This window comes from Paenarthrobacter sp. NPDC091669, assembly GCF_044756725.1.
Classification (GTDB): domain Bacteria; phylum Actinomycetota; class Actinomycetes; order Actinomycetales; family Micrococcaceae; genus Arthrobacter; species Arthrobacter bambusae_C.
The window spans coordinates 183172-203014 of sequence record NZ_JBIVTK010000009.1; the positions used below are offsets into that span (position 1 = coordinate 183172).

The window sequence follows — 19843 nt, forward strand, 5'->3', positions numbered from 1 at the left end:
TCCGCACTGAAGCAGTCGGCCGGCGGCTGCCGCAGGCACTTAGGCAGGCTTCAGCAGCCCGTGCTCGACGACGGCGGAGCGGGACAGTGTTTTGTAGCCCTCCTGTTCGAACAGGACAGTGATGACATCATCCTCGTGGCGCATCACCAACCCCGGCCCCCATTCCTTATGGACCACCGTGGACTGGAGGGGAAACGTCTCCCCCGCGTCGGGTTGGGGCGCCCGGTCCAGCGTGTCGTCGTCGTGCCTGTCAGCGCACGGGTCGCAGTTGCCGCAAGGCTCCGGCAGGTCCTCACCGAAGTAGCCCAGCAGGAACTGGCGTCGGCAACTGTCCGTCTCCGCGTAGCCGCGCATCATGGTGAGCCGCGACTGTTCAACTCGCTGTCGGGCCTCTGCACGCTCCACGGCACGCCCCACCAGGGTGGACAGCCGGGCTTTCGATTCAAGGCGCGTTCCGCGTTTGCCCGTGCTGACGGCACCCACTTCTTCCAGCTGGTTCACCAGTGCGGTGACACGCCGGGCGGGGAAGCCCGTGAGCTCCACCAACGCGGTCTTCGGGGCAGGAGCGCCGGCATTCTTAATGACCTTCAACACCGCCGTGAGCGCATCGGGATCCGGGGAATGGGTGCTGAAGAACTTACGCAGCCCCAGGTCCTCCGCCCGGTAATGCAGGATCGCCTCGGCGGAACCGCCGTCACGGCCGGCCCGGCCAATCTCCTGGTAGTACGAGTCCAGTGACGCCGGAATGTCGGCATGCACCACAAACCGCACGTTGGGCTTGTCAATGCCCATGCCGAACGCCGTGGTGGCCACTACTACATCCACTTGGTCATCCATGAATGACTCGTGGATGGTCTCCCGGTCAGTGTCCGATCTGCCCGCGTGATACGCCTCCGCACGAAGCCCGGCATCTGCCAGTTTGGCTGCGTACTTTTCGCTGTCCTTGCGGGTGGCAACGTACAGCAATCCCATCCCTTTCGCCGCGGCCAGGGAGGCAACATGGTCCAGCACGGCTGTTCGTTTAGCTTTGTCTTCCTGGTGCCGGACCACTGTGAGGCTGATGTTTGGCCGGTCGAAGCCGCGGATCAGGACGAGCGGGTCTTTCATGCCCAGCCGTTCCACGATTTCGTCGCGCACCGGCGGGGAGGCGGTGGCAGTCAGCGCCACCACGGGCGGGTTGCCCAACTGCTCGCGGACGGTGCCCAAGTCGAGGTAGTCGGGTCGGAAATCATGGCCCCAGGAGGATACGCAGTGGGCCTCGTCCACCACGAACATGGTGATGTCCAGCGCGGCGATCCGTTCTACCGTCGCCTGCTTGGCCAGTTGCTCCGGTGCAAGAAACAGGAACGTGGCCTTGCCGGATTCAGCGGCGTGCCAAGCGGCCTCCACCTCGGAATCGCTGCGGGAAGAATTGATGGCGACGGCGGCATGGTGGCCCAGGTCCTCCGCGAGCCCGTCAAGCTGGTCTTCCTGCAAGGCGATGAGGGGAGACACCACGACGGCGGGGCGTCCCGTCTGCTGGTAAAGGTACTGTGCCGCCACTTGGTAGGTGGCGGATTTGCCGTACCCGGTGGGCATGACGGCCAGGACATCACGGCCCTCAGCAAGGGCGCTCATCCCTGCGAGTTGGCCATCACGCAGTTCAGGAAGGGAAAAAGACGACGCCGCGAGGGCGCGCAGGGCAAGGTCAACAGACATTTCGTAGGGTGGCTCCGCATAGAGGTTCCTGCGGCCACTTGCATCAGCCGAGGTGACCAGCCTAGCGGAGGCTGGCCCTCGACGTCGTGCGCTGCTGACCCGCTGTGGATAACTCGCTGTTGCCTGCTCCCTAACGGCGCACCCGGTAGATCAGGTGGGTCACCCGGGTGCCCGGAACAATCACGGGCTCGTCAAACAGGAGGTCGCCTTCACGTGCTCCAAACCACGGGATACCGCTTCCGAGCAGCACTGGCACCAGGTCTACACGGAGCTCATCCACCACGCCGTGCCTAAGGCACTGCTGCACGACGTCGGCCCCTGCAACTCCGATTTCTCCGCCGGCGGCGAGAACGGCAGCGCGCTCCAGTGCCGTATCCAGGTCCCCGGCAAACTCGAAGGGCACGGGCTCGCCGTCCCGTCTGGTGGGCGGCCAATCCGCCGGGGGTTCGCGGTGCGTCAACACCACGGTGGGCGATTCATTGGGCGGATGGCCTCCCCACCCGTTGGTGATGTCGAACAGCCTGCGGCCCGAGATGAACGCCCCCTCACGCGGAAGCGAGTTCCAGTACGCAGCATCGGCTTCACTGAGGTGGAACGGAACAGGGTGTCCAGGCATCCAGGTTTCAACGTCCCCCGCCTCGTACCAGTCGAACAAGGGGCCCACGCTGTCATCGTCGCGGGCAATGAAGCCGTCCAAGGACATCGAAAACTGGGCCGAGACCCGGCAATTCCTATACATGAATTCAGTGTCGTGGGTGCGTGCGGGTTGTCAAGATGCCAACCGCCAAGCGGACCGGAAGAACGACGGCGACGCTTCCACCCGCAGCAGCGTCGCCGTCGTTCTTTCCAGCCTTTAGGGCGGAGCCTTAGATGGGGTTCCCGAACTCGCGGATGGTGATCCCGGTGAAGCTTGCCGGACCGCTGTCGGCATAGAGGGAGATCCCCGTGTCCCCGGCAGCGAAGTGCACCTGCTGCGAAATCACCGAGTGCCCGGAGTTCACAAACACCTCAACACTTTGGGTGTCTACGAAGATGCGCAGGTGGACGGATCTGGCGTTGGCGTCGATAGGCGCGGCGGCGCGGGTATAGGGTGCCAGCGCGTAACCGCTTTGGTCCGAGGGTGCGCGATCGACGTACAACTCGTCACCGTATTTGCCGATGTTTGTATGGCGGCTGCCATCTGGTGAGCGACCCACTGACACCCCAACGTTCGCTGCCGTGTCCCATGAGATACCGAGCTCCAGCTCATAAGCCCGCCCGCTCCACGGCAGTACGAAACTTCCGTTGACGGTGCGGTCCGGAAGGGTGGTGCTGGACGTGACATAGTTCGTAAGCGCCTGAACGGGGGTGCTGAGCAAGGTGTACCAGCCGCCCGGTTGGCGCTCGAGCCTGAGCTCGCGCGTGATGGAATTCTGTCCGTTGTAGCCATCGGACACGTCCGTGGGCACGTCGCGGGCCGCGTATTTCCAGTTGTTCATCCACGCGGTGGCAAGGCGCTTCGTCTCAGGCGCTTCCACGGCCGGCCAGGTCACGGCGGCGTACCAGTCCCATCCCCAGTCAAGCCACTGTGGTGTGAGGTTGTCCGCGATGAACGCTGTGCCGTTCCATGAACCTGTCCAGTAGGCGAAGGTCATGGGCAGGCCAATGCTGTAGGCGTCCATGCTGGCGCCGAATACCCAATGCCGGGTGCCGTCTCCGGCGGTCATCTCAAACAGATCCGGGCATTCGATGCCGCCGAGGGCATGGTTGGGGAAGTCGAAGTTGGACTTCCATTGCCAATCGCGCAGGTTGGGAGAGGTGTAGAAGGCAGCGTAGCGGGCCCTGCCGATGACACAGACCCACTCATTGCGCGTCGCGTCCCAGTGAATCTTGGGGTCGCGGAACCATTCTGCGTTTTCCACCTCGGCGGGGGTGGTGGCCGTCCGTCCGTCAGTGTTCACAATGACCGCGTCAGGCAATGCGGTAAAGGTGTAGCCGCCGTCCGTGGACCAGTAAAGGTACTGTTCCTGGAATTTCCGGATGCCGTCCGTGGGTTGGGTGGCGAGCGCGATCACTGCACCGGCACCGAAGCCGGCCGTGTTGGCGGTGTCCACGACGGCCGATCCCGACCACACGGGGAAGTCCGGCTGCAGTGGCATCACCACTCCATGGTGGGTATATGACACTCCGTCGCCGGTGGTCGCATGGTCCCATCCGCCCGGTCCGTTGTTCTGTCCGGAGTGAAGGTAGTAGAGCTGGTAAGCGCCGTTTGAATGGACGGGTCGCTGCGGATCACACAGCCAGCCCGAGGGCGGAGTCATGTGGTAGATCGCCCGGAGGGATGTCTGGGCGTTAGCGGCCACGGGGATGGCGCTGCTCATGAACAGTGCCAAGGCACCAACCCCTGCACCTTGCAGGGCAGTGCGGCGAGAGATGTCGTACGTCATTGATTCGTTTCCTCTCAGTGTTTGGCGGGCGCGACGGCATGCCAAACGTCATGGTGATGAGCGTGCAGGGCCGTCGGGAAGGGTCCCGGGCAGCCTGATACTGCACGTCAGAGGGAGAGCTGGAGCGGTACTCATGGCCGGGTCCGGACGGCTCAGCATCGAGCGGCCCGGTGAGTCATCGGCTACGCAGGACATTAGCGGCGGATGTCATGACGGTCAAGCGTTTTAGCACCATGTATTTGGACGAAAACAAAAATTGCTAAAACGCTTGATCGTGATTGAATTTCAAGCTAACTTACGAGTGATCAAACGCTTTAGCAGAACGGACATCAGTGCAGATGAAACGCCCAGTCTTCTTCCAACCCGACGACGGATGGGTTGGGGACCTTATCCCCTACGAGAAGGACGGGGAGTTCTGGCTCTTCTACCTTCACGAAGACCGCTCAGACCCAAAACCCGGAACATCATGGAACCTGGTCACCACCAAGGACCTCACCCAGTTTGAGAACCACGGCGTCTCCCTGCACCATGGCAGCGAAACCGATCTGGACTTCAACGCCTACACCGGCAGCGTCGTGGCGGACGGGTCCGGCGTCCACCACCTCTTCTACACTGGCCAAAACCCCCGGAACGTCGGGGCCGACGGCGCGCCCCTCCAGTTGGTCATGCACGCCACCAGCACCGATGGCATGCGGACCTGGCAAAAGCATCCGGAACTGACTTTCGGCGCTCCGGAGGGCTACGAGTCCGGAGACTGGCGCGATCCCTTCGTGTTGTGGGATGACAGCAAGAAGCAGTGGAGGATGCTGCTGGCAGCCCGGCACTCCACCGGTCCGGAACGCCGCCGCGGCGTGATAGCCCAGTGCGTGTCCGCCGACCTGATGGCCTGGCAGTACACCGATCCGTTCTGGGACCCGCGCCGGTACATCACCCACGAATGCCCGGATGTGTTCGCCTGGGGTGACTGGTGGTACATGGTGTACTCCGAGTTCTCGGAATCGTTCACCACCCGCTACCGCATGGCCAAAAGCCCCGACGGCCCGTGGACCGTGCCGCACCTGGACAGCATCGACGGCCGCGCCTTCTACGCCTCAAAGTCCGCCGAGCGCGACGGTCGCCGGTTCTTCTTTGGCTGGATCGCCACCAAGGAAACCAACACCGATCATGGGCCATGGCAGTGGGCCGGCACCATGTCCGTGCTGGAAGCCCGCCAAAACCCGGACGGAACCTTGGCATTCTCCTTCGCGGACGAGCTGGTAGAGAGCTTCTGGGATGACGTCCCGGTGTCCCTGACCAGTGCGTTGCCTACCCGGCTCGATGTGCCGGACGGGTACACGGCTTTGGTGTCCGATGAGGAGTTGCCGCAGCAGTTTTACGCCAAGGTGGTGCTGGACATAGCTCCCAACACCACCGAGTGCGGGTTGCTGCTCCGCTCAAGCAACGATGGCGACCATTCCTACGTCCTCCGTCTGGAACCCAAGCGTGGCCGGCTCGTCTTCGACCGCTGGCCCCGCGCCATCACCGGCGATGCGCAGTGGCACGTCTCAGGTGATGTCCCGTTCGACGTCGAACTTGAGCGGCCCTGTGACCTCACCCCCGGCGTGCACACGCTTGAGGTCATCGTCGACGACGACCTTTGCGTCGCCGTCGTGGACCGTCAAGTGGCGCTCAGCGCCAGGATGTACGACCTCACTACCGGCAGGATCGGCGTCTTTGCCGGCGAAGGAACCGCCACTGTCACCGAACTTGAGATACGACAGCGCACCGACAACTGAATATCCCGCACCCCACCCCAACCTCTGTTCCAATCAAGGGAGATTGCCGCAATGAAGAAACTACTCCGTGCTGCCGCCGTCGCAGCCGTCGCTGCCCTGGCGTTGACAGCCTGTGGCGGCGGAGGAGCTGCTACAGACCCCTCCAATGTCAGCCCCACCGGGGAGATCAAGCCCCGTGAAATCTCGTGGCTCCTCTCCAGGCCTGCCGATGGCGCCGTCATCAACATCATGAAGAAGCTCGCCGACGACTACGCCAAGGACCACCCGGGTTTTGCACTGAACCTCATCACCACCCCGGACCGGCCTTCCTACATCCAGAAGCTCGAAACCCTGGCTGCGGCCAACAAGCTCCCCGAGCTGTTTGACACCGATGCCACCCCGTTCGCCCAGCAGCTGGCCAAACAGGGCAAGATGGTGGAGGCCGACAAGCTGCTGAAGTCGCTGGACCTCTACGACGACTACCGGCCCGGAGCCCTGGACTACCAGCGCTTCGATGACGGATCCCTCTACATGATCCCGTTCCAGTTCGAGCTGGAATTCATCTGGTACAACAAGGCCCTGCTCCACAAAGCGGGCGTGGCTGTCCCCCGGTCCTTGGACGACATCCCCGCGATGTGCACGGCCCTGCGCAGCGCAGGAATCACACCGATCGCCATCGACGGGCAGGACCAGTGGCCGCTGGAACGCTATATCGCATACCAGCCGTTCCGGGCTGCCGGCCCGGACTTCGTCCAGAAACTGAAGAAGGGCGAAGCTGCGTTCAGCGATCCCGCGGGTCAGAAGACCGTTCAATGGATGGCCGAACTCGGCAAGGCCAAGTGCTTCCAGGAGGGCTTCTCCGCGCAGGGCTACTCGGACGCCCAGAACCAGTTCACTTCCGGCCAAGCCGCGATGTACAACATCGGAACATGGGAACTTCCCAGCCTCGCCACCGACAAACTCAACCCTGACGTCCGGGACGACATCGACTTCTTCACCCTTCCCACAACACCGGGTTCCGTGACGGCGGCCAACGAGTTCGTTTCGCCTTCCGGCATCGGCATGGCCGTGAACTCGAAAACGTACGATCCCCTGGTCAGCGACTTCCTGAAGTTCGCCTTGGAGAAGTACCCGGCTGAGTACGCCGCCACCGGGGCGCTCTCCCCCACCACCACCGTGGAAACCACCGTCCCCGCGAACGCTACGCCGCTGTACAAGAAGGCCCTCGAAACGGCCAACACCCTCGGGGAAAAGCAGGCCATGCCGTGGGACACCCAGCTTGACCCCACCACCAATGGCCGCCTGCAGCAAGAGCTGGTCCTCCTGGTCCAGGGCAACATCACACCCGAACAATTCACCAAGACCATGGACGACGCCATCAAGCAGAACGCGCCCAAGTTCTTCAAGTAAACCGAAACGGCGGGGGCCGGCAAGGCCCCCGCCCGAAAGGCCCACCATGCTTCCCAACAGGTCACGAACCTCAGTCCTGGTTTTCCTGCTCCCGCCCCTGCTGCTCTACTGCGCAGCAGTCCTCTTCCCCATTCTTCAGTCCTTGTTCCTGAGCTTCTTCTCATGGAACGGCATCAGTGACATGGAGTTCGTCGGGCTCGCCAACTACGTCCGAATGCTCACGGCTGATGACATCTTTTGGCGTTCCTTCTTCAACGCCCTGATCTACCTGGCCATCTGCCTGGTCCTGCAACTGGGCGGTGCCCTGGTTGTCGCCAGCCTGCTCACCTCCCTGCGGAGGGGACGCGAACTCATCAAAACCCTGTATTTGCTGCCCGCAGTGATCTCCACGGTGGCCATTGCGTTCCTCTTTGTCCGTATCTACTCCATTGACCCCGTCGGCCTGCTGAACCAGCTGCTGCACTGGATAGGACTGGGTTCCTTGGAGCGGGCCTGGTTGTCCGACGTCAACACCGTGCTGGCCGCGGTCTCCGCCCCTGAAGGATGGCGGTTCACCGGCCTCTACATGCTCATCATTTACGCGGCCCTGATCGCCGTGCCCAAGGAACTCGAAGAAGCCGCGGTCCTGGACGGCGCATCGAAGTGGACGCTCTTCACCAAGATCCGTTTCCCCTACATCCGGCCCGTGTGGATTACCACCACCATCATGGCCACCACCTACGGCCTGCGTGGTTTTGATATCCCGTACCTCATGACCAACGGCGGCCCGGGACAATCCTCCGAGCTCCTCACCACCTATATGTACAAGACAGCCTTCACCAGCACGGATTTTGGCTACGCAAGTACCATCGCCGTCTTCATCGTGATCGAGTGCCTCGTCGCCGTCGGCCTCATCTTGTTCATGCTCAAGCGGAAGGCAGATTCATGATCACCCAGACAGCCCCGGCTCAGCCGACCCGCGCCAGGGTTCCTGCTCCCGTCCCCCAGCGCCGGCGTCGGAAGCCCAGCTTGTACCGGACACTCTCGAGGGTCCTGATCATGCTCATCGTGATCGTTCAGGTGTACCCGCTCGCCTGGCTGTTCGTCACCAGCCTGCGGACCGAACAGGACTTTGCCACCGGCGATCCGTTCGGACTTCCCAGCTCGTTGACGTGGGACAACTATGCCCGCGCCTTTGAAACCGGCGACCTCGGACGGAACATCCTGAACAGTTTCATCGTCACCATGGGCGCCAACATTCTGATCGTCCTGTTCGGCATGATGGCCGCCTACGCCATCCAGGTCCTTGGCTTCCGCCTCAGCAAGTTCGTCCGGGGCTTGTTCCTGGTCGGCATCATTGTTCCCGTCCAGATCGCGCTGGTCCCGCTGTTCATCGACTACTCCGCGGTGAACCTGCTGGACACCTACCAGTCGATGATCATCCCGCTGGCCGGCTTCGCCCTGCCGATGTCCATCTACCTTTTCTCGTCCTTCTTCGAGTACATTCCCCGCGAAACCTACGAGGCAGCATCCCTGGACGGGGCCGGACCCTACCGGATCTTCGGGCTGATCACGCTGCCGCTCTCCCTCAACACCGTGGTGACCGTGGTGCTGGTCAACAGCATCTTCATCTGGAACGACTTCATCTTCGCCAACACCTTTGTTCTCTCAGAAGACCTCAAGACCATCCCCCTGGGCTTGCAGAACTACATCGGCGCCATGGGCAAGGTCGATTGGACGGCCACCTTCGCCGCCGTCTGCGTGACCATCACACCGCTGCTGCTGGTATTCCTGGTCCTCAACAAGGCCATGATCCAAGGCCTTGAGAGCGGAGCGAACAAGGGATGACCGCAATGGCCGACGGTTATACTCCTGATGGAGGACAGATGATTTCGCAGGAGAGAGAGTCAGGCAACGCGGCCACCCCCGCTGTTCCTGTCAGAACAGGCCGTGCCCATCCGGTGACCCTCCGCGAAGTGGCTGAGCTGGCCGGAGTATCCACTGCCACGGTTTCCCTGGTGATCAACAAAAAGAAGAACGCCCGGATTGCCGACGAAACCCGCCAACGTGTCACCGAGGCGATCACCGAGTTGGGATACCGTCCCAACGCCATGGCCAAAACGCTGGTGAGCGGCACGTCCAGATTCATCGGGCTGGTCGCCGACGGCGTAGCCACCACGCCGTTCGCAGGCCAAATCATCCACGGCGCCCAAGACGAAGCCTGGAAACATGGTTACGCCCTGCTGATCGCGAATACCGAAGGCAATCAAGAGCTCGAAAAAGACGCAATCGCCATGATGCTGGAATACAAAGTACGCGGCATCCTGTACTCCACGTGGTTCCACCGCCCTACGGAGATTCCGGAAACCCTTCGGGAATCTGACTTCGTCCTGGTTAACTGTTTCTCTCCGGAATCCGGAGCTGCGCGCGCCGTGGTCCCGGACGAGACACAGGGTGGCCAATCGGCCACCGGGATCCTGGTCCGCGGTGGCCACCGTCGCATCGCCTTCATCAACGCCACCACCCCCTCACCTGCCAGGGATGGTCGACTCCAGGGGTACAAGGACGCCCTCGAAGCCGCTGGAATTCCTTTTGATCCCGATTTGGTGCTCGAAGCGTACCCGGATCAGGAAGGCGGCTACGGCGCCACGCAGAATTTGCTCACGCTGGGGGTCAGCGCCGTGTACTGCTACAACGACCGCATGGCCATGGGACTTTACGATGGCCTGCGGGAAAACGGGCTGTCCATCCCGGAAGACATTGCCGTGGTTGGTTTCGACAACCAGGAAGTCATCGCTGCCCACCTGCGTCCGCCGCTCTCCACAGTGTCACTGCCTCATTACGAACTGGGCGCGGCCGGCGTGCGCATGCTCCTGGGCCTGGATGCTGCTCCCCTTGAATCAGCTGTGAAGATCGCCTGCCCGCCGGTTGAACGGGCGTCCGTAGCCGTGCATTCACCCGCTTAGCATTCCTGCACAAATAACTGCTCATTGCCCCCAGGCGCTCATGGGAATAGCGTTGAGGGTGGAAGCCCAGTGGTCCCCCATCACTGGGCTTCCCTTGTGAATCTGTCAGCTCTTGGGAAGGACATTGCTTTGATCGGCTCTCTGGAAACGGGTGGTTCCACCGACGAGCTGACCGGGATCGTCGGTGTTGCCGCTCAAGTAATTGAAGCCCTCGGCGAATGGGGCGTGGGCCTGCTGACGCTTCTTGAGACGGTATTCCCGCCGATTCCCAGCGAAGTCATCCTCCCCCTGGCAGGCTTCCTCACCCAGCAAGGCAGCATCAACCTGCTCCTGGTGTTCCTTACCAGCACCCTGGGTGCCTATGCGGGAGCGCTGCTGTTGTACTGGCTGGGATACAAAGTTGGGCTTAAGCGGTCCATCCACTTGCTGTCGAAACTTCCACTGGTCGATCGGGAAGATTTCGAGAAAGCCGCCGATTGGTTCGAACGCCACGGTAAGTCAGCGATCTTCTTCGGCAGGCTCTTGCCCGGGGTGCGCAGCCTCATCTCCCTCCCGGCGGGCGCCGAACGCATGAACCTGATGACCTTCAGCATCTTCACCATCGCCGGCACCGGAGTATGGAATGCGCTGCTCATCGGCCTGGGCGCGTTGCTCGGCAAGCAATACCACTTGGTTGACCAGTACTCGCGATTCCTCAACTACGCCGTCTACGCAGGGCTTGCCGCCTTCATTGCGTGGCTCGTTGTCCGCAGGGTAAGACGAGGCAAGGAAAGCGCCAAGTAGGCGTTCTGAGTTAATGTTCTGACCGCTGGCTTGGATAACACCTCACGGCCTACGTGGTTGGACCGGAGCCGTGGGGAAGCGTTTGAGCGGCGGATGGATGTGCCGGTCCGTGGCCGTGAACAGCGCAGCCGGGGCGCCGCCGGTTGTTCCGCGGGTCTTCCGGCCGGCGTCATTCAACTGAGGCATCATCTTGCGGGTGAAGTTGCCCGCGGCCAGGGTTGTTTCCCACACGGCGTCGTATACGGTGCGAAGCTGCGTCAGCGTGAACTCCTCCGGCAGGAGTCGGGCAGCGACGGTGGTGTATTCCATTTTCCCTGCCAGCCGCGCCAATCCGTCCCCCAGGATGGCGGCGTGATCAAAAGCCAGCTCTTTGCCGCGGAGAATGTCATGGACGCCATACCAACCAGCAGCGGCAGCATCGGACCCGGCGGCGATCTTTGGCAGCGAGATCCCATTGGAAGCCAAGAGTGCCAGATGGGCTACAGAGACAACCCGCATTCGGGGATCCCTGTCCGGGCTGGTGTAGGTAGCCAACTGCTCGATATGAACCGGCAGCCTTCCGAGGTCCAGACCTGTTTCTTCGGCGAGTTCACGCCCTGCTGCCTGACTGGCCGACTCCTCCGGGCCGACAAAGCCTCCTGGCAGGGCAAGCGAATCCTTGAAGGGGTGCTCTCCCCGCCTGACCAAAGCGACATTCAGCACCCCGCCGGTGACTGCAAAGACCACCAGGTCCACCGTCAAGGCTGTGGGGGGATAGTCCCGGGGGTTGTAGCTTTCCAGAAATTTCCCGGCGGAGTTTGTTTCGGGCGTCATGCCGTTGCTCCTTCGAGAACGGTTCTGGTGGCCCAGGGCGGGGAAATAAGGCTGCTCCGCTGGGCAAGGATCAGGTCAATGATCCCGACGGCGGTTTTCATGCGCCGGTCGTGGTCACCGGTGACCAGTATCCAGGAGTGCCCTTCCTCAGTCAGCGTTTCCTTGAACCACTCAGTCATTTCTGCGCGTCGGTGCTCTCCTTCACGCCACCCGTCGTCTTCAAACTCCACGCCCTCGTGATCGGTGATCAGGTACACATCACGCCGGGGCAGAACGTCGGCGGCGTGGTACGAGCCGAAGCTTCCTTCCCCCAGGTAGAACCTCTCCCAGAGTGTGGTGGCCAGTGCGTCGGTGTCTGCAATCACCAAGGGACAGGCGTCGGCTGCCGCATTTTCCATCTCGGTCTGTCGCGCGCCAATCAGGCCGAAGTCCTGTGCTGTCCACACCATGTTCTGAAGTGTGGCATCCGGGGTCCGGGCACTCAGTTCCTCGAATTTCGTGTAGGTGTATTCGCGACCAAATTCGGGGACGTCTGCGAGCCGAGGGAACCGTGGCCGGTAATGCCCGGTAAGCGCCTTGGCCAGTGTGGTGGTGCCCGTGGACTCGGCGCCAACCACAATGATGCGCGTTGCCATCTCCTGGCGGGCGGGCCTGATGATGCAGGGCCACGCCGCCCCGAGGTCATCACGGCATTGGGTGCCACTGATCGGGTAGGTGCTCCGGGACGGGTCCACCAAGACGTGTTCAGCGTTAAAGACGCGGGCCAACTGGTTGCCGTACTCTTCGGAGCTGAACACGGCATCAACGGAGGTAATGCCGTGGGACTTGAGCGCCAAACGCATCAGTTCGGTCTGGGCCTTCCAGATTTCGTCTGAGTGGTAATCCTCAGGGCAGTCGTTGCGCATTCCGATGACCTCCACGCCGTCGACTCCTTCAAACTCTTCGGCAAGCCACGAGGCCCGGTCTTCAACGCTGATGGACTCAAAGCGGGCGCCCAAGACCAGGACAGCGACCCGTTCGGCCTGCGCCGCGGCAGTGGTGACCAGGTGGGCGTGGCCTGCGTGTGGCGGATAGAACTTGCCGATAACCATGGCCTGCTTGTACACGTCATGCTCCTGTCTTGATGGCTTCGGGGATAACCGGTGTTTCAGACCTGCGGGCACGTTTCCAGTCGATAAGTCCGTAGATGCAGAGGGCCAGGAAGCCGACGTAAAGGATGGCTGTCAGTGCCAGACCGCGGCTGAAGTAGAGGGGGATGGAGACCACATCGATGAGAATCCATACATACCAGTGTTGGAAGATCTTCTTGGCCTGCCCGTAGGTTGCTACGAGTGAGGCGGTCAGCACGAAGGCGTCCGGCCAAGGAACCTGGGAATCGGTTCCGTGGGTGAGGACCAGCGCCACAGCAGCAGTGCCGGCCAAGGTAGCGACGGCGCCAAGGAGGATCTCCCTGCCGGCGGCGTCGCGGATCCGCAAGTCGTTCTTGTTGTCGGTGTCGGCACTGCCCCGCACCCAGTTGAACCAACCATAAACAGCAACACACGCGAAGATCACTTGCAGAACGGTCTCCCCGTAAAGGCCGGCTCCGAGAAACAACACGATGAACGCAAGATTGTTCAGGATGCCGACAGGCCAGTTCCACAGCTTTTGCCGGGCTACGCCATAAACACAGGCAGCACCGGTGGCGAAGCCGATGACTTCGATCCAACTCACGGGACTGCCGAAGAGATCGGGGATTGCTGCGGAATTCATCCAGTCGAGCAGTGCCATCATCGTCGTTCTTCCTTCGTTATTATCACGCTGATAAGAATGACAGTATCAGAGTTATCGTCAATCTGACAACAACTCTTCGAAACGGTCTCGGAGGACAGTCCGGGACCCGGGTTTGTCCCGTGCGGGAGTCTTGAGGTTTTCCTGAGGAAGTGTTGCGGGTTTGCAGGATTGGTTCTTGATCCAGCCCCGGCACAGTAGTTCTTGTCAGCCAGAGAGGCTGGAAGAAACGGCCGGCCGGACCCGCGGTGGCCTCCCGAAAGGACCACACCCAGATGGCCATCAGCCTCAAGACCACCTCCGGCAAAATCCTCGCCTCCGTCGCACTGGTCGGCACCGCAGCCGCCGTCGCCGGCATGGGAACCTACGGTGCGTTCACCTCCTCGACCTCCGCGTCGCAGGCTGTCACCGCAGGTACGGTCACCATCGCCCTGGGCGCCCCCGGCCCGGCCAACACCCTCAACGTCCCCATCGCAGGACTGCTCCCCGGAGACAAGGTCGAAAAACTCGTCACCCTGGCCAACACCGGCAACTCGGACCTGAACAACGTCACCCTCACCACCTCCGCCGGAGCCACCGGATCCCTGCTCACCACAGACACCACCAACGGCCTGCAGCTGACCATCGAAAACTGCTCCGTAGCCTGGACCGGCACCGCAGCCCCCTACACCTGCACCGGAACCAAGACCACCGTCCTGGCCTCCGCCCCGGTCATCACCGCCAACAAAGCCCTGGCCAACCTCAGCTCCGTAACCTCGGCCAAGACCGACAACCTCAAGGTCACCACCGCGTTCCCCACCACCGCGAACAACGACTTCCAAGGCGCGACGTCGACCGTCGCCTTCTCCTTCACCGGCACCCAACGCACCGAAACCACCAAGTAAACCCCCACCCCGCTGACCCACCACCGTCAGCCCGCTAGACCCCAGGGGCCGGCCGGTATGCCCTTCCGGCCGGTTCCTGGCCATTTCCTGATCATGTCTTGAGGCCTACCCGCACGCTCCCTTGAGCAGGGGAGGACAGACTGAAAGCACGTCGAACACCACGAAAGGAACGCCAGGCATGAGCGCACTGAGCACCATCACCACTCCCGCAGTTCGCGGCCGGCGTTCTGCCGCAGCAGAGAACGGGACCCAACCCGCCGCCGTCGTTCCTTCCGTCCTTCAGACCGCCGCTGTGAAGCAGCCCGCAGCGGCCACCTCCATTGCAAGCACCACCGGCACCTTCCGCCGGATTGGCGGCAAAGTGGTGAGGGGTATCGGCGTGGGCATGCTGGTCCTCGCTGCGTTGGTGTTCCTGTTCCTCGCGATCGGCCCGCGCGTTCTGGGTTACCAGACCTCCACCATGCTCACCGGATCCATGGCGCCGTTGATCAACCCGGGCGACGTCGTCGTCACCGTCCCCACCCCCATCACCGACGTCAAGGTCGGCGACATCATCACGTACCACATCCCGGTCGAAGACCAGCGGGTGGAAACCCACCGGATCATCGAGATCACCACCACCGCCGACGGCGGCGTGGCAGTCCAAACCAAGGGCGACGCCAACAACGGCATCGACCCCTGGATCGCCACGCTTCAAGGCAAGACCGTGGACAAGCACGTCGCCACCATCCCGGGTGTCGGCAACGCCATCCGTGCCCTCCGCGAACCCCTCGTCATGAACATCCTGATGTACGGCGCACCCACCATCCTGGTCATCGGAATGCTCGCCTCCATCTGGACCAAGGACCCCGCCAAGACCACACCCGGAGAAACGGCCGGAGGCCGCGATGAAGCCATCGGGTAATCCAGGCGGTGAACTGGATCTGGGCAGGCTCCAATCCCTCGCCGAGGAACTGGGAAGCCCCGAACCGGCACTGCGTTTCCTCGCCAAATACCTCGCGATGCTTCCGCAACGCGTCGAACGAATCGTCCACGCTGTGGACGAGCACGACGCCACGGAGACCACCACCGCTGTTCTAAGCCTGAAGATCAGCTCTTCCATGGTGGGAGCCATGGAAACGGAGCACCAATGCCGGGCCATCGAATCCATGATCCGGGAAAACCACTTTGACGACGCCGCCCATGCGCTGCCTGCGCTGAGGCAGACCACAGACCGTTGTCTCGCTTCACGGTCCGACCTCATCCGGGCCGCGCATACATCGCTGACCCGGCACCGGGGTTTTTTCCGGTCTTGAGCGGACCTTGAGTGTTCACCGAGGTGTTTCCTGAGGCCCGTTCGGCACACTGGAAACACATCATTCGCACTACCGGAACGGCATCACGCACATGCATGGCAAAGGCATCGTCTGGCAAGTACCGGCCATCATCCTGGCCGCCATGCTCCTGCTGCTGGGCGTTCACATTTCACCGGCGCACGCCAAGTTCAACGACACCGCATCAGGTGCCATGGCTGTCAGTGCGGCAACGATCCCGGCCCCGGCAGCCAACACGGTAACCGTGACGAAGTCCTGCGATTCATTCCTCTGGTTTGGCCAAGCCAAAATCAGCGTCAGCAGTTTCACAGTCGTCGCCCACGCGAATTACCACGAGCTCAAAGTCATAGACCCCGACGGCGTTGTGCGGTTCACGGGCGACCTCAGCAAGGCCTCAGGAAAGAGCTACGGCTCCGGGGTCCAAAGCACGAGCAACCTCTCAGGCACCTGGACTTACCAGATCCGTGGCTACTACAAAGTGCCCAACTCCACCAACGCATGGGCGGGCGCACCCCTGACAGGGACGCTGAACTGCCCGTGAGCCAGATGCCTGCGGTCGGCGCCGGGGGCGTAGGTCTGTGACTTGTGCCCTCCGCCGGGCTTCTGCCTGTTGGGCTCAGTTGGTGGACAGCGCCGGCCTGCGCAACAACAGGCCCACCACCAGTGCAGTGAGCAGGCACAAGCCCGCGTTGACCCAAATGGCGGTGGTGACGCCGCTGAGGACGGCCGGGGCCTCGTTGTTCCCGATGGTGAGGATCCGGGCTGTGAAGATAGCGCTCATGATCGGAATGCCCATGGTGATACCGATCTGTTGGCTCATGGTTGCCAGGCCGGTGGCCAAGCCCTGTTCTTCATCTGGCAGGCCGGAGGTTGCGGTGACCATGAACCCGACGATGACCACGAGGTTGGCGACGCCACCAATGAAGGTGGCGACCAGCAGCAGACCGATGGATGCGGGGTCTGCGCTGATCAACACGAGGGCCCCGGTAGCGATCGTCTGGACGATGAACCCGTAAACGATTGCCTTCTTGTTGCCGATTTTGCCTATGACCTTGGGACCGAGGATGCCCCCAAGCACGGTACCGAGGCCAAGGACTGCGAAGGCCAGGCCGGCCCCGAGCGGGGTGTAGCCGAGGACCTGCTGGAGGTACAGGGTCAGCAGGAATACCAAGGACGTTTCGGTGACAAAGGCGAGGATGCCGGCGATGTTTCCGCAGGCGATTGTGGAGCGCTTCAGAATCTCCAGCGGTACCAGCGGCGAGGCTGCCCTGCGTTCGACGGCCACAAAAGCCACAAAGAGGACGACTGCTGCGGCGAGGGAACCCAGTGTCAGGGGGTCACTCCAGGAGTGCTCGGCAGCATGTGTAAGGCCGAAGACCAGTGCCAGCAGACCGAGGGTCACCGTGATGGCACCTGGAACGTCAAGCCTCAACTTGGTGCTGGGTTTGCTCTCGGCCAGAACGATGGGGGCAATGGCGAGGACTGCGATCGCTACAGGCACGTTGATGAAGAACGCCCATCGCCAGCTGAACAGGTCTGTCAGCAGCCCGCCCAGAATGGCGCCGGTCGTGAAGCCCGCAGCCATCAGGGAACCGTTGAGGCCCAATGCTTTATCGCGCAGGGGCCCCTCAGGAAAGGATGCCAGCAGCAACGATAGGGCGGCGGGAACGACAATGGCTGTCGCGATGCCTTGGCCGACGCGGGCAATGAGCAGCAAAGCAGGGTCGGCTGCCAATCCGCCGGCGAGGGAAGCTACGCCCAGCAAGGCCATGCCGATGATGAACATCTTTCGCCGCCCGGCGATGTCTGCCACACGGCCAAACAGCAGAGTCAGCCCCGCTGCGCAGAGCGCGAACGCCGTCGCGATCCACTGGAGGTTCTCCAAGCTGAAGCCGACGTCGGCGCCGATGGCTGGAAGGGCTACGTTGAGGATTGAGAAGTCGACGGCGAGGGTGAAGCTGGCCGCGAGCAGGACAATGAGCGCCAGGCGCTGCCGGCCGGTCATCTGCCTTTTCGAGTCCGATGGGGGTTTACGGTCGGTGGCAGGTGGAAGGCTGGTGCCTTTGGTGACATCCGGTTGCGTCGTCATTGAGGTGATCCTTTGCTGGAGCTGTAACCGCCCGCGGGCGGCTTCTTCACAGCTCCAACGGTCTACGCATGCGCCCGGATCAACCACACCCCCTCCTGCCTACCCCTGACAGGGACAGGACACTACCGCCGGGGACCGGCAGAATGGTGGTCATGACTATGGTGAGTGAACTTGGGGAGTTCCTTCGCGTCCGAAGGGCCGCCCTGAAGCCGGAAGACGTTGGGCTGCTCAATTACGGCATCCGCCGCGTACCAGGCCTCCGGCGGGAGGAACTGGCCATGCTCGCGGGAGTCAGCAACACCTACTACACCCGTCTGGAGCAGGGCCTCAGTAACAATGCTTCTGAAGCCATCATCGATGCGATTGCCCGGGCCCTGAATCTCACCATCGACGAGCGAGCCCACCTGTTCAATCTTGCCCGGGCCCGCAACACCAAACGCCGCACCGTGACGAAGCCGGACAAGGCCAGGACGGGGACGCTCCGCCTGATTCAGTCAATGTCCGGCACCCCCGCCATCGTTCTGGGACGCCGTAGCGAGGTGCTTGCCTGGAACCGGCTTGGCCATCGCCTGGTTGCCGGGCACTTGGACTTCGACGCACCAAAGTCGGCTGCAACAAGGCCAAACATGACCCGTCTGTTGTTCCTTGACCACCACACCCGCGAACTTTACCCACGCTGGCTGGAGGAAGCGACGCGCGCCGTGTCATCCCTGCGGCTCGTCGCCGGCCGGGCCACAGATGACCCTGAACTAGCGTCCTTGGTGGGTGAGCTCACCTTGAAGAGCGAGGAGTTCGCGAAATTGTGGGCTCGGCACCCCGTGGAGAACTGCATGTCCGGGTTGAAGCATATGCACCACCCCGAAGTAGGTGCCCTGGAGCTGAACTTCGAGGTCCTCACACCGCCCGACGATTCCGGGCACAGGATCCTCATGTACGCCGCGGACCCGGGAACGCCGGCCGCGGAAGCACTTCAACTGCTGGCCGCCGGCGATGCGGCAGAGCCGGAAGGGCCGGCCCGATTGTCCCTGGATCAACAATCGTCCACGCTGCCACAGTCCGATGGTCCCTTCCGACTTCGCTAGGCTGGCCGTATGCCCTCGCCCTGGACTTTGCTCATCGCCCTGCATGCCATCGCAGCGGGCTACGCCCTGATCTTCGGCGCTGTGAACCTTCTCCGCCGAAACAAAGGCAGCGCAGCTCACAAGATACTGGGGCGCATCTGGGCGGTGGCCATGTACGTCGTGGTCCTCACCTCGTTCGGGATCCGGACCATCGACGGCGGGTTCAACTGGCTCCACGCCCTGTCCGTGCTGACGTTCTGCACCCTGACGTTGGGCCTGGTGACCGTCCGCCGTGGCAACGTCCGGGCGCATCAGCGGTTTATGACCGGCAGCTACTTCGGTCTCATCGGCGCCTTCATCGGCGTCGTCGCCGTACCTGATCGACGGCTCCCCCAAATGGCCATCCACGACCTCGCCGGCCTCACACTCTGGGTAGCGGCCCTGGCGCTTACTGCCGGGCTGACCGTCGCCGGCCTGATGCAGCTTCGTCAGAAGACTGCACCGGTGATCAGCGTCCGAAAGTAGCACCTTCCAGCCGCTTTCAGTGTTGCCGCGGACCTGGTGAGGCCAATTAATTTATGCATGTGAGACGCCTCTTGGAGTGGCGCTCTTCGCCGCCAGCGCTGAAATTCGATGCCGTTCAGCACCTGAGTCCGCCCGGACTCGTTGTCGCTGAGATCTGGTTCCTGCAAAAACAATCGTGCGTCAGCATTGCAGACACGCAAAACCCCTCCATCCCGGCAAAATCGCCGGAATGGAGGGGTTCGTGGAGCCCCCTGTCGGATTCGAACCGACGACCCCCGCTTTACAAGAGCGGTGCTCTGGCCAACTGAGCTAAGGAGGCACGCTCCGGTTACCCGAAGCACAGCGCGAAAGAGCGCTAGATAAGGTTAGCCC

General features: G+C 62.3%; 19 protein-coding genes and 1 tRNA gene. 12 read left to right on the forward strand and 8 right to left on the reverse strand.

Annotation, left to right across the window (positions count from 1 at the left end):
• Positions 1–39: 39 nt before the first annotated feature.
• The 3 genes from ACIQLI_RS16370 to ACIQLI_RS16380 all read right to left on the reverse strand — a co-directional run bounded on the left by ACIQLI_RS16370 (position 40) and on the right by ACIQLI_RS16380 (position 4124).
• The gene (locus tag ACIQLI_RS16370) at positions 40–1698 is read right to left on the reverse strand and encodes a RecQ family ATP-dependent DNA helicase (protein WP_400390281.1); all 1659 of its coding nucleotides are present in this window, start codon (positions 1696–1698) and stop codon (positions 40–42) included.
• Positions 1699–1828: 130 nt separating this feature from the next.
• Entirely contained in the window at positions 1829–2437 is a 609-nt protein-coding gene (locus ACIQLI_RS16375; RefSeq protein WP_354231088.1) for a dihydrofolate reductase family protein, read from the reverse strand.
• Between the two features lie 127 nt (positions 2438–2564).
• Entirely contained in the window at positions 2565–4124 is a 1560-nt protein-coding gene (locus tag ACIQLI_RS16380; RefSeq protein ID WP_400390282.1) for a glycoside hydrolase family 32 protein, read from the reverse strand.
• A gap of 338 nt (positions 4125–4462) precedes the next feature.
• Between ACIQLI_RS16380 and ACIQLI_RS16385 the strand changes: the two genes are divergently transcribed.
• The 6 genes from ACIQLI_RS16385 (at position 4463) to ACIQLI_RS16410 (ending at position 11016) form a co-directional block, all read left to right on the forward strand.
• The gene (locus ACIQLI_RS16385) at positions 4463–5899 is read left to right on the forward strand and encodes a glycoside hydrolase (RefSeq protein WP_400390284.1); all 1437 of its coding nucleotides are present in this window, start codon (positions 4463–4465) and stop codon (positions 5897–5899) included.
• Between the two features lie 51 nt (positions 5900–5950).
• Entirely contained in the window at positions 5951–7288 is a 1338-nt protein-coding gene (locus ACIQLI_RS16390) for an ABC transporter substrate-binding protein (protein WP_400390285.1), read from the forward strand.
• 46 nt (positions 7289–7334) lie between these two features.
• On the forward strand, positions 7335–8216 hold the full coding sequence (locus ACIQLI_RS16395) for a sugar ABC transporter permease (RefSeq protein ID WP_354231096.1): 882 nt from the start codon (positions 7335–7337) through the stop codon (positions 8214–8216).
• Positions 8213–9115, forward strand: coding sequence for a carbohydrate ABC transporter permease (locus ACIQLI_RS16400; RefSeq protein ID WP_354231098.1), 903 nt, complete (start codon positions 8213–8215; stop codon positions 9113–9115). The genes ACIQLI_RS16395 and ACIQLI_RS16400 overlap by 4 nt, the downstream gene beginning before the upstream one ends.
• 38 nt (positions 9116–9153) lie before the next feature.
• Positions 9154–10233, forward strand: a complete 1080-nt coding sequence (locus tag ACIQLI_RS16405; RefSeq protein WP_400390286.1) for a LacI family DNA-binding transcriptional regulator — start codon at positions 9154–9156, stop codon at positions 10231–10233.
• A gap of 129 nt (positions 10234–10362) precedes the next feature.
• The gene (locus ACIQLI_RS16410; RefSeq protein WP_400390288.1) at positions 10363–11016 is read left to right on the forward strand and encodes a DedA family protein; all 654 of its coding nucleotides are present in this window, start codon (positions 10363–10365) and stop codon (positions 11014–11016) included.
• A 42-nt stretch (positions 11017–11058) separates the two neighbouring features.
• Here ACIQLI_RS16410 and ACIQLI_RS16415 read toward each other — a convergent pair whose 3' ends face one another.
• From ACIQLI_RS16415 to pnuC, 3 genes are read right to left on the reverse strand one after another with little or no spacing between them, the layout of a single operon-like run.
• Positions 11059–11829, reverse strand: coding sequence for an NUDIX hydrolase (locus tag ACIQLI_RS16415; protein WP_400390289.1), 771 nt, complete (start codon positions 11827–11829; stop codon positions 11059–11061).
• Positions 11826–12935, reverse strand: a complete 1110-nt coding sequence (locus ACIQLI_RS16420) for an AAA family ATPase (protein WP_354231104.1) — start codon at positions 12933–12935, stop codon at positions 11826–11828. The genes ACIQLI_RS16415 and ACIQLI_RS16420 overlap by 4 nt, the downstream gene beginning before the upstream one ends.
• A gap of 1 nt (position 12936) precedes the next feature.
• A complete protein-coding gene (gene pnuC / locus ACIQLI_RS16425; RefSeq protein ID WP_400390290.1) occupies positions 12937–13602 on the reverse strand; it encodes a nicotinamide riboside transporter PnuC in 666 nt (221 codons plus the stop codon).
• Between the two features lie 272 nt (positions 13603–13874).
• Here pnuC and ACIQLI_RS16430 point away from each other — a divergent pair, with 272 nt between their 5' ends.
• From ACIQLI_RS16430 to ACIQLI_RS16445, 4 genes are all read left to right on the forward strand, one after another.
• Complete coding sequence (locus ACIQLI_RS16430; protein ID WP_400390292.1) at positions 13875–14483, forward strand: TasA family protein; 609 nt, start codon at positions 13875–13877, stop codon at positions 14481–14483.
• Between the two features lie 178 nt (positions 14484–14661).
• A complete protein-coding gene (locus ACIQLI_RS16435; RefSeq protein ID WP_354231110.1) occupies positions 14662–15387 on the forward strand; it encodes a signal peptidase I in 726 nt (241 codons plus the stop codon).
• The gene (locus ACIQLI_RS16440; protein ID WP_400390294.1) at positions 15371–15778 is read left to right on the forward strand and encodes an Hpt domain-containing protein; all 408 of its coding nucleotides are present in this window, start codon (positions 15371–15373) and stop codon (positions 15776–15778) included. The genes ACIQLI_RS16435 and ACIQLI_RS16440 overlap by 17 nt, the downstream gene beginning before the upstream one ends.
• Before the next feature lie 91 nt (positions 15779–15869).
• Positions 15870–16337, forward strand: coding sequence for a hypothetical protein (locus ACIQLI_RS16445; protein ID WP_354231114.1), 468 nt, complete (start codon positions 15870–15872; stop codon positions 16335–16337).
• Between the two features lie 75 nt (positions 16338–16412).
• On the opposite strand, the gene ACIQLI_RS16450 is transcribed toward ACIQLI_RS16445, so the two are convergent.
• A complete protein-coding gene (locus tag ACIQLI_RS16450; protein WP_400390359.1) occupies positions 16413–17801 on the reverse strand; it encodes an MFS transporter in 1389 nt (462 codons plus the stop codon).
• 236 nt (positions 17802–18037) lie between these two features.
• On the opposite strand from ACIQLI_RS16450, the gene ACIQLI_RS16455 reads away from it, so the two are divergent.
• A complete protein-coding gene (locus tag ACIQLI_RS16455) occupies positions 18038–18967 on the forward strand; it encodes a helix-turn-helix domain-containing protein (protein WP_400390310.1) in 930 nt (309 codons plus the stop codon).
• 9 nt (positions 18968–18976) lie between these two features.
• Positions 18977–19471 (forward strand): DUF2306 domain-containing protein, encoded by a 495-nt coding sequence (locus ACIQLI_RS16460; RefSeq protein ID WP_400390312.1) that lies wholly within the window; start codon positions 18977–18979, stop codon positions 19469–19471.
• Between the two features lie 242 nt (positions 19472–19713).
• Here ACIQLI_RS16460 and ACIQLI_RS16465 read toward each other — a convergent pair.
• Positions 19714–19790: transfer RNA gene (locus ACIQLI_RS16465), tRNA-Thr, on the reverse strand.
• Positions 19791–19843 lie beyond the last annotated feature (53 nt).